At 71.6% G+C, this 14,709-nt stretch carries 14 protein-coding genes; 7 read left to right on the forward strand and 7 right to left on the reverse strand.

Going from position 1 to position 14,709, the window contains the following annotated elements; translation table 11 throughout:
- The 4 genes from ACIO1C_RS30640 to ACIO1C_RS30655 all read right to left on the reverse strand — a co-directional run bounded on the left by ACIO1C_RS30640 (window position 1) and on the right by ACIO1C_RS30655 (window position 4,888).
- On the reverse strand, window positions 1-348 hold the full coding sequence (locus ACIO1C_RS30640; RefSeq protein ID WP_401869543.1) for a hypothetical protein: 348 nt from the start codon (window positions 346-348) through the stop codon (window positions 1-3).
- 179 nt (window positions 349-527) lie between these two features.
- The gene (locus ACIO1C_RS30645; RefSeq protein WP_401869545.1) at window positions 528-3,152 is read right to left on the reverse strand and encodes a discoidin domain-containing protein; all 2,625 of its coding nucleotides are present in this window, start codon (window positions 3,150-3,152) and stop codon (window positions 528-530) included.
- A gap of 83 nt (window positions 3,153-3,235) precedes the next feature.
- Complete coding sequence (locus tag ACIO1C_RS30650) at window positions 3,236-3,373, reverse strand: hypothetical protein (protein ID WP_401869546.1); 138 nt, start codon at window positions 3,371-3,373, stop codon at window positions 3,236-3,238.
- Between the two features lie 90 nt (window positions 3,374-3,463).
- Complete coding sequence (locus tag ACIO1C_RS30655; RefSeq protein WP_161307654.1) at window positions 3,464-4,888, reverse strand: glycoside hydrolase family 18 protein; 1,425 nt, start codon at window positions 4,886-4,888, stop codon at window positions 3,464-3,466.
- A gap of 212 nt (window positions 4,889-5,100) precedes the next feature.
- Here ACIO1C_RS30655 and ACIO1C_RS30660 point away from each other — a divergent pair, with 212 nt between their 5' ends.
- The 6 genes from ACIO1C_RS30660 to ACIO1C_RS30685 all read left to right on the forward strand — a co-directional run bounded on the left by ACIO1C_RS30660 (window position 5,101) and on the right by ACIO1C_RS30685 (window position 12,104).
- The gene (locus ACIO1C_RS30660; protein WP_401869549.1) at window positions 5,101-5,853 is read left to right on the forward strand and encodes a GntR family transcriptional regulator; all 753 of its coding nucleotides are present in this window, start codon (window positions 5,101-5,103) and stop codon (window positions 5,851-5,853) included.
- 279 nt (window positions 5,854-6,132) lie between these two features.
- Entirely contained in the window at window positions 6,133-7,830 is a 1,698-nt protein-coding gene (locus ACIO1C_RS30665) for a purine-cytosine permease family protein (protein WP_401869551.1), read from the forward strand.
- A gap of 223 nt (window positions 7,831-8,053) precedes the next feature.
- Window positions 8,054-8,233: an SPOR domain-containing protein gene (locus ACIO1C_RS30670; protein WP_327234668.1), complete on the forward strand. Its 180-nt coding sequence runs from the start codon at window positions 8,054-8,056 to the stop codon at window positions 8,231-8,233.
- 26 nt (window positions 8,234-8,259) lie between these two features.
- Complete coding sequence (locus ACIO1C_RS30675) at window positions 8,260-8,673, forward strand: (deoxy)nucleoside triphosphate pyrophosphohydrolase (protein WP_401869554.1); 414 nt, start codon at window positions 8,260-8,262, stop codon at window positions 8,671-8,673.
- Between the two features lie 196 nt (window positions 8,674-8,869).
- Window positions 8,870-9,346, forward strand: a complete 477-nt coding sequence (locus ACIO1C_RS30680) for an ATP-binding protein (RefSeq protein WP_401869557.1) — start codon at window positions 8,870-8,872, stop codon at window positions 9,344-9,346.
- Between the two features lie 199 nt (window positions 9,347-9,545).
- The gene (locus tag ACIO1C_RS30685; protein WP_401869559.1) at window positions 9,546-12,104 is read left to right on the forward strand and encodes a SpoIIE family protein phosphatase; all 2,559 of its coding nucleotides are present in this window, start codon (window positions 9,546-9,548) and stop codon (window positions 12,102-12,104) included.
- A 32-nt stretch (window positions 12,105-12,136) separates the two neighbouring features.
- On the opposite strand, the gene ACIO1C_RS30690 is transcribed toward ACIO1C_RS30685, so the two are convergent.
- Together ACIO1C_RS30690 and ACIO1C_RS30695 are read right to left on the reverse strand one after the other, a co-directional pair.
- The gene (locus ACIO1C_RS30690) at window positions 12,137-12,454 is read right to left on the reverse strand and encodes a hypothetical protein (protein ID WP_401869561.1); all 318 of its coding nucleotides are present in this window, start codon (window positions 12,452-12,454) and stop codon (window positions 12,137-12,139) included.
- Between the two features lie 66 nt (window positions 12,455-12,520).
- Window positions 12,521-13,594 carry a hypothetical protein gene (locus tag ACIO1C_RS30695; protein ID WP_401869563.1) on the reverse strand — a complete coding sequence of 358 codons (1,074 nt, stop codon included), beginning with the start codon at window positions 13,592-13,594 and terminating at the stop codon, window positions 12,521-12,523.
- Between the two features lie 165 nt (window positions 13,595-13,759).
- Between ACIO1C_RS30695 and ACIO1C_RS30700 the strand changes: the two genes are divergently transcribed.
- Window positions 13,760-14,314 (forward strand): isochorismatase family protein, encoded by a 555-nt coding sequence (locus tag ACIO1C_RS30700; RefSeq protein WP_401869566.1) that lies wholly within the window; start codon window positions 13,760-13,762, stop codon window positions 14,312-14,314.
- Between the two features lie 153 nt (window positions 14,315-14,467).
- Here ACIO1C_RS30700 and ACIO1C_RS30705 read toward each other — a convergent pair whose 3' ends face one another.
- Window positions 14,468-14,695, reverse strand: coding sequence for a hypothetical protein (locus tag ACIO1C_RS30705; protein ID WP_401869568.1), 228 nt, complete (start codon window positions 14,693-14,695; stop codon window positions 14,468-14,470).
- Window positions 14,696-14,709: the final 14 nt, after the last annotated feature.

The following is a 14,709-nucleotide window of genomic DNA, read 5'->3' on the forward strand; positions in this document are numbered from 1 at the left end:
TCAGCGCCTTGATTCGCTTTCCGTACCGTGCGTGGTGATGTCGTCCAGCGCCAACTCCTGCGGCCTCTGCACGTTCTGGGCCTCTCCGGCAACCGCGTCGACCAGGGCAAGGAACCCCTCGGTGATGGCGTTGGCCGTCGTGATCACACGTTCCTGCTCGTCCCTGACCTGCTCGCCGACCTGATTGGCGAAGAGGTCGTCGCCACCTTCGTCACCCCACCAGCCCGAGTACCCCTCGCTGTCCTGCTCGAAGTTGGGCACCATCCTCTCGCCGTACGAGACGGCGGCGGCGATGTGCTTCGATCCGGCGAGGATCGCCTGGATGTCGGCCGAGTAGTTTCCAGCCACGGCTACACGCTCCCCTGTCGCTCACCCGTCAACTCATGGCCCGTCAGCGACTGGCTCACCCCTGACTCCTCGATGGCCAAGTCGATCATTTAACACCCATCGAGGCGACCCGTCGACTGTTCGCCCCTCGAACTGGGCGTTCGCACACAGCCGTTCGTACGGTGCGTCACACGCCGGCTTCAGGGACGTGCGGTGCGGGTGACGGTCAGTTCCCTGACACCTGTTCTGGTTGGCTCCGATGTGGGCCTTTGGGTCAGCTTCAGGCGGATGTGTCGCGTCCGTGCGCCCGGGTGGAGGGGCTGCCAGTGCGTGGCGTCCGTGGACGTCTCCACTTGGTACGACGGCGGGGTCGGCGTCGTCCAGTGCGGGGTGACCGCCGCGATCGTGGTCGGGTGGGTCAGGTCCACCGTCAGGGTCGCGGTGGCCGTGGTGGGGACCCAGGAGGTGGCCCGGCTGCCGTCCACCGCCGCGTTCGCGTACAGGCCCGGCTCCTCCGAGGATGCCGTCGCCGGGTGGCAGCGGGCCGCGTTGGTCGTCGGGGTGAGGTCCGGGCGGCGGGTCGGGAGGGTGAGGGCTGAGGTCAGGCGCCTCGGGCCCGTGGGGGTGTGGAGGGTGAAGGGGGCGCCCGAGGTCAGCCGTACCGTCGTCTCCCGGGCGCCGATCAGGACGTCGTACGTACGGCCCTGCCAGCGCAGCCCCCGCACGTCGGCCCCGGCCGCCAGTTGGGGCGGCAGCGTCGGGTCGAGCCGTACGCCGTCCTCCCGCAGCCGCAGGCCCGTCAGCCCGTGCGTGAAGACCTGGAGGAAGCCGCCCTTGCCTGTCAGGAAGTCCTGTGCGGGGGAGCCCGACAGGGGATCGTCCGCGCCTGCCTTGTCGCCCTTGGCCTCGGAGAAGAGCGCGAAAGGGCCCCGTACGAACGGTCTGATCGAGCGCTGGAGGTACGTGTACGCCGCGCAGCCCGGCTCCCCGATCGCCGCCGCGTCGATCGCGTGCACCGAGTCCGTCATCGCCGGGCCGTCCGGGTCGGTCCGTTCCGCGTAGTAGTCCAAGGTGGCCGCGGCCGCCCCCGCCGGCATCGGCCATTCCAGCGGGTACGTCAGCAGCACGGTGTCCGCCTGTTTGATCCGCGAGCCGGTGTAGCCCGCGTACTGGAGGTAGATCTTCCGCTTCGCGTCGTACGGGATACGGATGTGGTCGGCGATCTCCGACCAGCGCGCGGGAGCGGCCTCCCCGACGAGCGCGGCGGCGCGGGTGGCGTTGCGCAGCGCCGTCGCCGCGCCCGCGTTGGTGAAGACGCCGTCCGTGACGCCGTTGCTGTACTCGTCGGGGCCCGCCACCTCCTTCACCGAGTAGCTGCCGTCCGTGTTGGCGGTGACCCGCGACGCCCAGAACTCCGCGCTCCCCTTCAGCAGCGGCCACCCCCGCTCACGCAGCCACCCGCGGTCCCCGGTCGCGAGGTAGTACTGCCATACCGCGAGCGCGATGTCTCCTTGGAGGTGGTTCTGCGTCACGCAGTGCGGCGGGTTCCAGCTCTGGCATTCCGTCCACAGCTCGCCGCGCCCCCCGCTGGTCCAGGAGTGGAACAGCCCCTTGAAGCCGAGCTTCTCGGCGTTCGCGGCGGCGCCGGCGCGCGTGCGGTGGCGGTACTCGACCACCGGGCGGGCCAGTTCGGGGCGGGTGACGAGCAGGCCGGGAAACATCCAGGTCTCGGCGTCCCAGAAGATGAGGCCCGCGTAGTTGTCGCTGCTCAGCCCGGTCGGCGCGATGCTGTCGCCGCCGCCTTCCCGTGCGCTCGTCAGCAGGCCGTACTGGGCCGCGCGCAGCCACGCCTGGAGGTCAGGCTGCCCCGGTACGGAGACGTCGGCGTCCCAGAGGGGCGCCCAGGCGCCCGCGTTGGCGGCGAAGAGCCCCCGCCAGCCGCGCGCGGCCGCCCGCCGGGACGCGGCGCGCGCGGCGGCGCGCGGATCGGGGGCGGTGAGGGCGGTGTCGACGCCGACGTACTTCACGAGCGTGTACGTACGGTCCGCCTCGACCTGGACCGGTCCACGGACGTCCGGCCGCAGCGTCGTCGCGACGGCGCCCGCCGTGTCCGTGCCGAGCGTGCGGAACGTCTCCGTGCCCCCGGCTTCCCCGCCCGTCCGCGTGAGGCGGCGCGCGCCGCGCCAGTCCAGACCGGGGGAGATGGTCGCCTCGCCGCTCCAGCGCGGGGTGAGGCGCAGCCGCACGGCGCCCGCGTGCGGGTCGGAGCGGTCGGTGAGGATCTCGTACGTCAGGTCGGTGACGCGGCCGTCGGCCGTGGTCCAGCGCAGCGCCGTACGGACCACTCCGCAGCGCAGCAGGACGCTCTGGCGGTAGCGGGAGACGCGGCTCTCCGGGCCCAGGGTCTCCCCGCCGATCCGTACGTCCAGCGTCGTCCAGGACGGCAGGGCGGCGAGGACCTGGCGGTCGGCGGTGGTGGCGGGCTCGTGCGCGTACAGCCCGGCGACGAAGGCGCCGTCGTAGCGGGGCGTGAACAGCGGCCAGCCCGTCGCGCCGCCGCGCTCGTCGTACCCGGCGCCGAGGGGCGGCACACGTGTCCCGAGATAGCCGTTGCCGGTGTAGGCGTGGTGACTGTCGGCGGGTTCGGGGAGGCGCGTGGCGGCGGGCGCCCAGCCGGGGTCCCGCTCCTCGCCGCAGAGGGCGGCGGAGCGGGGGAGTGGGTACGGGACAGTCCGCGCGGTCTCCGCGTACGAGAGCGGCGGTACGGCGGCGACGAGGGCCGCCGCGATCAGCGGGGCGGCGAGATGCGTACGCGAGAGGCTCACCGTACGACCGTATGGACGCGAGGCCGGAGTGGAGGTGCGGGGCGCGCGGGGTGAACGGCTGAATCCCGGAGCGCACGCCCTCCCTAGGGCCCGTCCGGCGCGTCGACATCGAAGAGCGTCGGCTCCGCCGCCCAGCGCTCGGTGAGGCCGTTGACCGCCTGTACGGCCCGTGTCGCCGGCCGCGCCGCGCGCTCCCGCTCACCGCTCCCCGTCATCCCCATGGGAGGCGAGGCCAACGGCACGTACACAGCCACCCGCCGAGGGGCCGCGCGGCCCGAAAGCCGCGCGACCCCCGACAGAGACGGCCGGGTTCAGCGACCCGACAGACCGCGGTCGATCGCCGTTGTCAGTTCGCCGTCCGCCGTGTCGCCGTCCATGGACCAGACCATGGCGCCGCCCAGACCCTTGTGCCGGATGTACGCGGTCTTGGCGCGCAGCACCTGCGGGTCGTCGTACGTCCACAGCGTGGTGCCGTCGAACAGCCACGCGCTGCCATTCTTGACGTCACGGTGGACCTTGTACGTCCCCGCGGCGGCAAGCCCCTTGAGGACCTTGTAGTCCTCCGTGCCGGGCGCCCACACCCCGGGCGCCGGCGCCGCGGCCGGCTGGCCGAGGCCGTCGCCGCCACCCGTCACCCCGGTCCAGCCCTGTCCGTAGAAGGGCAGGCCCACGACCAGCTTGCGGGCCGGGGCGCCACGGCGCTCCCAGTCCCGGACGGTCTGGTCGACGCTGAAGTCACCGCGCGCCGCGTACAGCGCCGACTGCTGGGACGTCGTCTTCTCGCCCGAGACGTGGAAGTCGTACCCCTGGAGGTTCACGAAGTCGAAGTCCCGCATGATCCGGGGGACGTCGAAGCCCGCGTCGATCTTGGCGGGGGCGGCGGGCACGAAGGCCGACAGGTCGTAGTGCTTCGGCTTCGTCCTGCGCGGGGCCTGGCTCTTCGCGTAGGCGTCGAGCTGCGTACGGAACTCGTGCACCAGCGCGGTGAAGTTCCGCTTGTCCTCCGGCCGGAAGACGGTGTCCGTGTCGCCCTCCGAACCGGGCCACTCCCAGTCGATGTCGACCCCGTCGAAGAGGCCGGCCGCCGCGCCCGCGCCCCCGCGCGTGCCGTCGACGGGCAGGTTGCCCTTGATGTACAGGTCGATGCAGGAGGAGACCAGCGCCTTGCGCGAGGCGGGCGTGCGGGCCGCGTCCGAGAAGTGGGTGGACCAGCTCCAACCGCCCAGGGAGATCAGCACCTTGAGGCCGGGGTGCTTGGCCTTCAGCTCACGCAGCTGGTTGAAGTTGCCCGCGAGGGGCTGCTCGGCGGTGTCGGCCACGCCGTCCACCGAACCGGCCGCGTCGAGCGGGCGCGCGTAGTCGGCCCACGCGTCGGCCTCGCCGGCGACGTTGCCCGTGAAGCACTTGCCCTCGGCGTTCACGTTGCCGAAGGCGTAGTTGATGTGGCTCAGCTTGGCCGCCTGCCCGCTGGTGTCCAGATCCTTGACCTGGAAGTTGCGTCCGTAGACGCCCCATTGGGTGAAGTAGCCGACACGCTTGTACTCACGGCCACTCTTGCCGCCGTCGTGCTTCGCCGAGGACGCCGACGTGGCCGAGGCGGTGGTGACCGCCGAGGCCGCGGGCGAGAGCGTGGCGAGGAGGGACAGGGAGCAGGCGGCAACGGCCAGCCTGCCAAGGGTTCTTCGGGTGTTCCGGGGAGTTCCTGCGCTTCGAGCGCTGCTCAGCGTGAGGCTCATGGGCAGGAAAGGTATTGGTCTGGACCATTGAGGTCAAGAGGGGATTTGGGGCGATGGCCGGGAAGGCGCCGGTACGTCCGGATCATTCGTCCGCGTCGTAAGCCTTCCGTAAGTACAAATCATCACTTCGGGTGAAACCCTGGCCCATGCTTGCGGATAACAACCCACGGTTGCCAGGCTGTTGCTGTCTGTCAACCCGTTGGGAGTGGTCAATGGCTTTTGGTGAGCAGCCTGCCTATCTGCGTGTCGCCGGCGATCTCCGCAAGAAGATCGCCAACGGCGCGCTGCCGCCCCGCACCAGACTGCCCTCGCAGGCCCGGATCCGCGAGGAGTACGGAGTCTCCGACACGGTCGCGCTGGAGGCGCGCAAGGTGCTGATGGCCGAGGGGCTGGTGGAGGGCCGCTCCGGGTCGGGGACGTATGTGCGCGAGCGCCCGGTCCCGCGCCGCATCTCCCGCTCCGGCTACCGGCCGCCCAGCGGCTCCAGCCCCTTCCGCCAGGAACAGGCGGCGGACGGCATGCGGGGGACGTGGCAGTCCAGCAGCGAACAGGACGTGGCGGGGCCCGAGATCGCCGCGCGCCTCGGCATCGAGCCGGAGGACCGGGTGATGCGCACGCGGTACGTCTTCCGGGACGGGGGTGAGCCGATGATGCTCTCCACCTCCTGGGAGCCCCTGGCCGTCACGGGTCGGACGCCGGTGATGCTGCCCGAAGAGGGGCCGCTCGGCGGCTGCGGGGTCGTGGAGCGGATGGCGGCCATCGACATCGTCGTGGACAACGTGCTGGAGGAGGTCGGCGCGCGGCCGGGGCTGGCGGAGGAGCTCATGTCGCTCGGCGGGGTCCCCGGACACGTGGTGATGGTCCTGGAGCGGACGTACTTCGCGTCGGGGCGCGCGGTGGAGACGGCGGACGTGGTGGTGCCGGCGGACCGGTACCGGGTGGCGTATCACCTGTCGGTGAAGTGAATCCGCGAAGCGCGCCGGTGCGGTGCTCCGGCGGGTGACACGTGACACCCGGCAAGTGCCTTGGCCGGTGGTCGAGTTGACGCGTACGGCACCGCCCGCGTCGATTTCTGTCGTGCGACCGATAGTCGGAGCGCGCCGTCCGGCCGCCGTGACGGCGAGTTAACTCCCGGCGCCCTGCTGTAACGGCGGGGCAACGATGCGCTGGGGCGCCCCGTCATGTCCGGCTTCTACCTTCCCGTTCGTACCGCTCCCGGTACGCCGACGAACGGGAAGGCAGCGATGACGGACACCGTGATCCCTACGCCCGACAGCCCACCCGACCAGGGCCGGCCGACGCGCAGCTACGCCAAGCTCGCCGCCGACGAGAGCCGCGAGGACTTCTCGCTCCGCTACGCGCCGCACTCGTTCCGCCGCTGGTCGCCCTCGATGGTCGCGGGCACCGCGCTCGGCGGGATCGCGTATCTGGCCGACTTCGCGATCGGCGCCTCGATCGTGTTCACCTACGGCTTCACCAGCGGGTTCGCCTCCATCCTCACGGCGGCGGCGATCATCTTCATCACGGGCATCCCGATCGCGCGGGCCTGCGCCAAGTACGGCCTGGACATGGACCTGATCACCCGCGGCGCCGGCTTCGGCTACTTCGGCTCGACGCTGACCTCGCTCATCTACGCGTCCTTCACCTTCATCTTCTTCGCCCTCGAAGGCTCGATCATGGCGCAGGCCATGCACCAGGCCATCGGACTCCCGGTCCAGGTCGGCTACTTGGTCACCACGCTGATCGTCATCCCCATCGTCTTCCGGGGGATGGGCGCGCTGGCCAAGGTCCAGGCGTGGACCCAGCCCATCTGGCTCATCGGCCTCGTCCTGCCCTTCATCGTGCTCGCCTTCCACGCGCCCGGCTCCTGGGGCGCGTTCAGCTCCTTCGGCGGTACGGAAGGGGCCGGCTCGGGCTTCGACTGGATCGGCTTCGGTCTCGGTACGGGCGTGGCGCTCTCGCTCATCGCCCAGATCGGCGAACAGGCCGACTACCTGCGCTTCATGCCCGCCAAGACCGAGGAGAACAAGCGCCGCTGGAACGTGGCCGTCCTCGCCGCCGGGCCCGGCTGGGTCATCATCGGCGCGGCCAAGCAGCTCGGCGGCGCGTTCCTCGCCTTCGTGGCGCTGGAGGCGGTCGGCAAGACCCACGCCCTGGAGCCCATCGCCCCGCAGATCGAGGCGCTCAAGCCGTGGCTCGGCTCCTTCGCCCTGCCCGCCGCCGCGATCTTCGTGATCGTCTCCCAGATCAAGATCAACGTCACCAACGCCTACAGCGGTTCGCTGTCCTGGTCGAACTTCTTCTCCCGCATCACGCACAAGCATCCGGGGCGGGTCTGGTACATCTTCCTCAACCTCGCCATCGCGCTGACGCTGATGGAGATGAACATGTTCGCGGCGCTCAACAAGCTGCTGGGCTTCTACTCGAACGTGGGCATCGCCTGGATCACCGCGGTCGCCGCCGACCTCGTGATCAACAAACGGATCGGGCTGAGCCCGCCGTACATCGAGTTCAAGCGCGCGTACCTGTACGCGGTCAACCCGGCCGGGTTCGGGGCGATGGTGATCGCCTCCACCGTCTCGATCCTGGCCTTCTTCGGGCTGTTCGGTAGGTACGCGGAGGCCTTCTCGACCTTCATCGCGGCCGGACTCGCCCTGATCCTCTGCCCGTTGATCGCCTGGCTGACGAAGGGGAAGTACTACCTGGCGCGGCCGAACCCGGTCAACGGCCCGGACGTCGACGTCCCCGACATCACCGCCACCCATCTCTGCGCGGTCTGCGAGACGGCGTACGAGCTCCCGGACATCGCCGACTGCCCGGTCCAGTCGGGGCCGATCTGCTCGCTGTGCTGCTCGCTCGACTCGACGTGCGGGGACGCCTGCCAGAAGGTGACGGGCGCCGCGCCGGTCCTGATGCCGCTGCCGACGGTCCGCCCGGTCTGACGCGACGTGAAACCGGCCTGACGGCAAGGGGGATGGGAAGCGTAGGGGGGCGCACGCCTGGCGTGCGTCCCCCTCCCCGTGCAGCGGTTCGTACGCGGGTCGCGTACCTCTTTGTGAAAACACGTATCCGCTGAGTGAAGGTCAGGCGTACGCTCGGGCATATGCGTACTGCGGTTTCCCGGGAATCTTCAGAGAGATACAGGCCGGCGGCGGGAGGGGCGCGATGAACGACAGCGGAGCCGCGCTCCCCTGGCTGGTGATACGGCAGGACGGCAACGGAAATCGCTACCGGGTGGGCAGATACGCCACGAAGGACGAGGCGCAGAAGACCGCCGACAACCTCGACGCCCGCGGACCCGGTCGCCTCTACTGGGTGGAGCGTGTGGTGCAGACCACCCGCTGAGTGGCCGGCCCGTTACGCTCCCGCCCATGGAAGATCGTGTGGTGGTCGCGGGCGCCGTGTACGACCGGGGGCGGCTGCTGGCCGCCCGCCGCAGCGCGCCGCCCGAGCTGGCCGGCCGCTGGGAGCTGCCCGGCGGCAAGGTGGAGCCGGGGGAGGGCCCCGAACAGGCGCTGGTACGGGAGTTGCGCGAGGAGCTGGGCGTCGAGACGCGGCCGGTGGAGCGGATCCCCGGCCAGTGGCCGCTGGGCCGTGGCCATGTCCTCCAGGTGTGGACGGCCCGGCTGCTCTCCGGTGAGCCCCGGCCCCTGGAGGACCACGACGAGCTGCGCTGGCTCGGCCTCGACGAGGTCCACACGGTCGACTGGCTCGACCAGGACCGGCCGGCCGTCGCCGAGGCCGTCCGTCTGCTGCGCGACCCCCTGGAGGGCCCGGCGCGCTGAGGGCCGTACGCCAGAGGGTGCGGGGCCGCGTGCCGTATCCGTACGCCCTGTACGCCGTTTGTGCCACCACGCGCCCGCCGGGAACAGAGCGGGGGGCGGCGCTGACCTCCTGGGGAGATAGCTGGCCCTATATTTCGGGTATGGGCAGATTAACCCCCCTAAAAGGGATGCGGTTCTGTCGGCGGGTTGGGAAGAAGTGGTCGGCTTGATCGACACACAGGGCGCACGCTCCGAGTGGACCTTTCCCGCCGAGCCCGGCGCCGTGCGCACCGCCCGCCATACCGTCCGGGACACGCTCCGCGCCTGGGAGATCGCCGCTCCCGTCTGCGAGGCGGCGATCCTGCTGGTCAGCGAGTTGGTGACCAATTCGCTGCGGTACACGTCCGGCCCCATCGGGGTGAGGCTGACCGTCGTCGACCTCGCTCCCGGCCCGGACACCCCTTCCCGTACGCGGGGCGACCACATCCAGGTGGACGTGGTCACGGCCACGGGACACGCCCTGCTCGTGGAAGTCTCCGATCCCCTCCCGGACCCGCCGACCCCGCGCCCCTCCGCCCCCGACGACGAAGGCGGCCGCGGCCTGCGGCTCGTGGCCTGTTCGTCCCGGCGCTGGGGGACGCGCCGCGGGAAGACGGGGAAGACCGTGTGGTTCGAGCTACCTCTCCCTGGTTAGAAGTGTGAAGGGACAACGATCACGGGAACGATCATGTCGGACTCGTTCGGACCCGTTCGGACCCGGTACGGCCGGGACCGGACTCGGCTCAAAAAGAACGAGACCGTGCTGTGATTGTGAACGCCGTGCCTGCCGGGGCCGTAGTGCTGAATACTGCGGTAATGGCCGGTCCGGTGCGTGAGCTGGAGGGGACGGTCGCGTGAGCGAGATATCTGGGACGACGGGCGACGTCGTATGGCAGAGCAGTCCGCCCGGCTCGATCTATGACTACATCAGAGTCGCTTCGTTCTCGATCGGCCCCGACGGCCTGGTCGACCAGTGGAGCGCGCGGGCCACTGAGCTGTTCGGGATCCCTCCGTACCAGGTCAGGGGCAAGGACCCGGTCGAGGTGTTCATGCCTGCCGACCTGCGTCCGCGCGGGCACCGCCAGGTCGCCGAGATCCTGGACGGCAAGGAGTGGACCGGCCTCGTCCCCTTCCGTATGCCCCATGAGGGCGGCGCACACGGTCTGGCCGAGATCTATGTGATGCCGAGCGAGACGGAGACCGGCGAGCGGGGCGCGCTCTGCGTCGTTGTCGACGTCAGGGCGTTGCGGAGGATCGAAACCGACCTCGCCTCTTCGCAGGCCATATTCGGCCAATCTCCCTTCGGCTTCCTGCTGTTCGGCACCGACCTCAAGGTGCAGCGCGCCAACGAGCGCTTCGCGAAGGTCTTCGGCGGCGCGATCGAGGACCACCGCGGCCGCACGGTCCACGACTACCTGTCCCGCCCCGAGGCCGAGCGGCTGACCGGCGCCCTCAAGCGGGTCCTGGAGACCGGCGAGGCGGTCAACGACTTCCAGATCGTGGGCACCCAGCCCGGCGGCAAGGACCGCAGGCACTGGTCGGTCAACCTCTACCGCGTCCACAGCGGAGCGGGCCGCCCCATCGGAGTGGCCGGCATCGGCACGGATGTCACACGCCGTCACATCGCCGCCCGCGAGGCCGCCAGCGCCCGCCGGAACCTCGCCCTCCTCAACGACGCGAGCGCCCGGATCGGCAACTCGCTGGACCTGGAGACCACCGCACGCCAACTCCTCGACGTCGCCGTCCCCGGCTTCTGCGACCTGGCCGCCGTGGACCTCTACCAGTCCCTGCTCACCGGCGAGGAGGCCCCGCCCGGACGCGGCGGCTCCTCCCGTTCCGAATCGGGCGGCGGCAGCGCCTCCCTGCGCCGGGTCGCCTTCGCCAGCGCCGTCTCGGACGCGCCGCTGACCGGACCCGGCGACCTGCTGGAGGGCGGGTACGTCCCCCCGGAGGTCGGCGCGGTCCACCGCTTCCCGTTCGCCTCGCTCGCCGCGAGCGCCCTGCGCACCGGCCGGGTGCAGTCGATCCCCGGCAGCGCGGGCAGCCTCATCCAGTCGACGCTGGCCGTCCCGCTGGTCGCGCACGACGCCGTCGTGGGACTCGCCCAGTTCTCCCGTACGAAGGGCAGCGAGCCGTTCGGCGACCGCGACCGCGCCCTCGCGGTCGAGCTGGCCGCGCGCGCGGCCGTCTGCATCGACAACGCCCGCCTCTACCGCAGGGAGCACGAGCGCGCGCTGATCCTCCAGCGCAGCCTGCTGCCCCCGGGCGACCCCGAGGCCGCAGGACTCGACATCGCCTGCCGCTACCTGCCGGGCAACACCGCCACGGAGGTCGGCGGCGACTGGTTCGACGTCATCGAACTGCCCGGGCACCGGACCGCCCTGGTCGTCGGCGACGTGATGGGACGCGGACTGCGGGCCGCCGTCGCCATGGGCGAACTGCGCACCGCCGTCCGCACGCTGGCGCTCCTCGACCTGGAGCCCGCCGAGGTGCTCTCCGCCCTGGACGAGATCGCCCGCGGCCTCGGCACGCCCAGCGGCGCCCAGCAGGCCTCCCGGGTCGCCCACAAGTCCCGGGACGCCGACCTCTCCGAGGTCTACCTCGCCACGTGTGTGTACGCGGTCTACGACCCGGTCACCCGGCGCTGTACGTTCGCCAACGCCGGGCATCCGCCGCCGGTCGTCGTGGAGCCGGGCGAGGAGCCGCTGATGCTCGACGTGCCGCCCGGCATGCCGCTCGGTGTGGGCGGCGAGCCCTTCGAGCAGGTGGAGGTCGAGCTGGCGGAGGGTGCGCTGCTCTCGCTCTACACGGACGGCCTCGTCGAGTCGCGGGACCAGCCGCTGGACGAGGGCCTGGCCGCGTTCCGGGCGGCGCTGTCCCATCCCGTACGGCCCCTGGAAGACGTCTGCGACCACGTGCTGAACACGCTCGACACCCGGCACGGCGAGGACGACATCGCCCTCCTGATGGCCCGGATCCAGGGGCTCCCGGTCGACGCCGTGGGCGACTGGCGGCTGCCGCGTGAGCCGCGCTCGGTGGGACGGGCCAGGGAGCTGGCCCGCGCGCAGCTGGTCGCCTGGGATCTGGAACCCCTGGTCGACACGGTGGAACTGCTGGTCAGCGAGCTGGTCACCAACGCCCTGCGCTACGGCGAGGGCGAGATCAGGCTCCGGCTGCTGCGCGACCGTACGCTCGTCTGCGAGGTCTGGGACGCGGGCCTCGTACAGCCGCGCAGGCGGCGGGCCCGCGACACGGACGAGGGCGGGCGGGGGCTCCAGCTGGTGGGCCTGCTGAGCGCGGCCTGGGGGTCGCGCAGGACACCGCGCGGCAAGACGGTCTGGTTCGAACTGCCCCTGCCCGACGGGGACTCGACGGCGGAGCCGACGGTGGAGCAACTGCTGAGCATGTTCTGAGGGCGGGGACCCTGTGGAGGGTGCCATGGCGGTCAGGGGCCGCCGGGGGTGTCCTGGCGATCCTGCCGCTCCGGCCGCCTGTCACGCCGCCGCTCGTCCGCCGCCCGCCCGGCCCTGCGCCCGGCGGCGCGCGCGGCCCGGTGCCTGCGCTTGGTGAAGACGTACGCCGCGACCACCGCCACCAGCACCAGCACACTCAGCGGCAGCACCAGATTGCCCGCCCACCCCGACTCCGCCGGGCTCTGCCCGGAACCCGCCGCGCGAGCGGCCCCCGTGCCGGGCACGACCAGCCACCACGCCGTGATCAGCGGCGCCGTCGCGACCCGGGTCCGGCGCACCAGCGGAGACATATTCAGGAGGCTATGTCCGGCACGCGGGACCCGCGACCGGGCGCGGATCCGCGGCGGCGTCCGGGATCAGCACGACGGCGCGGCGCATCCCCAGCCGTCGCGGTACGCCGTCCAGTCGCCCTCGGTCGCCGCGAAGTCGACGTACAGCGCCACTCCGAAACGCGCGCGGTCGCGGTCGGTACGCCCGAGTCCCAGCCGGACCCCGCGGATGGCCGCCGCGGCCGTCTCCGCGTGGGCGTGGTGGCCCAACTCCTCGGTGTGGTAGAAGGGCAGGCCCATCAGCAGGTCGGTGCCGGCCGGGGTGACCTCCAGGGCCAGGGCGGTCTGCTGGGCGACGTAACCGCCGTACAGGCTCTCCAGCGGCAGCGCCGTGTCGTACGACATGACGGCGATCTGGTCGACCCGGCGGGCGACCTGCGCGAAGAAGGCCTGGGACCACCATTTCGGATGGTTGGTGAGGGCTCCCGCCACGGAGTGCAGGGCCGGCAGCGGGTCGATCTGGTGCGCGGCGACGGAGAGCGGCACGTGCCGTGCCTTCGTGAGCGCGCGCAGGCCGTCCAGCAGGGACAGGTAGTCCCGGTCGTCCGAGTGCAGGGGCTCCAGGTCGAAGTGGACCCCGTCGAAGCCCGCGTCCAGGATCTGCGCGGCCGACCGCACCACGGCGGCGCGGGACTCGGGACGTTCCAGGCGCAGGCCGTCGGGGGTCTCGGTGGCCAGCTTGTCGCCCAGCCAGGCCTGCACCCGTACCCCGGGGAGCCGCCGGTGCACGCCCTTGATCAGCCAGTCCGCGCGGGGGTAGAGGTCCGCGGGCAGGGTGCCGTCGTGTTCCAGCGGCCCGGCGTGGACGTAGAGGTCGCGCAGGCCCGTCCTGCGTATCCGCCGGGCGAAGGCGTCCAGGTCCGCGTCCGTCTTCCGGCCGTCCACCCAGGCGTGGCCCAGCCAGATGGCGTCCTTGCCACGGGTCCTGGTGCCGTCCGCCAGGTCGCCGGTGTAGTTGATCCTGAGCGCCGCGGCGGCGGTGACGAGGGGGACGAGGAGCAGGACCGCGAGCGCGAGGGCGATCCGCTTGGGCCACCGGGCGCGGCGGCTGCGCCAGCCCCGTGTCAGTGTCCGTCCGAATCCGCGCAGGCGTGTACGCACAGCCGTCCCCTCCCCCTGACACCCGGCCGACCGGCCGGGTGAGGGTTCAGGGTAGGGGACGAATAAAGATGCACAGGGAAACTTGCAAGGCTGCCTGTGCAACTCGTACGGTGAACGCATGGCCGACGAGCCCCGCACCGCGCCGGGGCGGCAAGGAGCACCCTCATGACCGTCACCACGCTCGACCCGGGCACCGCCCTGGTGGTCGTCGACCTCCAGAAGGGCGTCGCCGGGCTGCCCACCGTGCACCCCGCCGCCGAGATCGTCGCGCGCTCGGCGGAACTCGCCGACGCCTTCCGGGCCAAGGGTCTGCCGGTCGTGCTCGTCCGCGTCACCAGCGGGGCCCCCGGCCGCACCGAGGGCCCGGCACGCAGGCTCCCGCCCCAGGCCGGCTGGGCCGACCTGCTCCCGGAACTGGGGCAGCGGGACGACGACATCGTCGTCACGAAGCACACCTGGGGCGCCTTCCACGGCACCGACCTCGACCTCCAGTTGCGCCGCCGGGGCGTCACCCAGGTCGTGGTGACGGGCATTGCCACCACCAAGGGGGTCGAGTCCACGGCCCGCGCCGCGCACGAGCACGGCTACCACGTCACGGTCGTCACCGACGCCGTGACGGACACCGGCGACGAGGACGCCCACCGTCACTCCGTCGAGAAGATCTTCCCGGCGCTCGGCGAGACCGGCACCACCGAGGCCGTACTGAAGCTGCTCGGCTGAGCCGTCGCCACGGCTCGATACGCCGATACGCCACGCACGCCGCACACGCCACGCACGCCACGCACGCCGCACACGCCGCACACGCCGCACGCACCACGCACGCAGGGGCCCGTGTCCACAGGGACGCGGGCCCTTCCCGTACGCGGACAGGCCCTAGGTGCGGCGGCTGTGCACGCCCAGTCCCTCGTCGTCCGAGTCGGTCCAGAGCGCGTGGTTGTACGGGGTGTCGGGGATCGGGATCAGTTCGTGGACCAGGGCGGGCGCGAGGGGGCGTGCCTCGGTGGCACGGGTCTCGCCGATGCGTCGTTCCAGCTGTCCGACCGTGCGCACCAGGTCGTCCAGGGACCGTTTGACCGCGGTCAATTCTTCGTGCAGGGACATGAGTTGCCCTCACT

This window comes from Streptomyces sp. NPDC087420 (genome assembly GCF_044744165.1).
Lineage (GTDB): Bacteria > Actinomycetota > Actinomycetes > Streptomycetales > Streptomycetaceae > Streptomyces.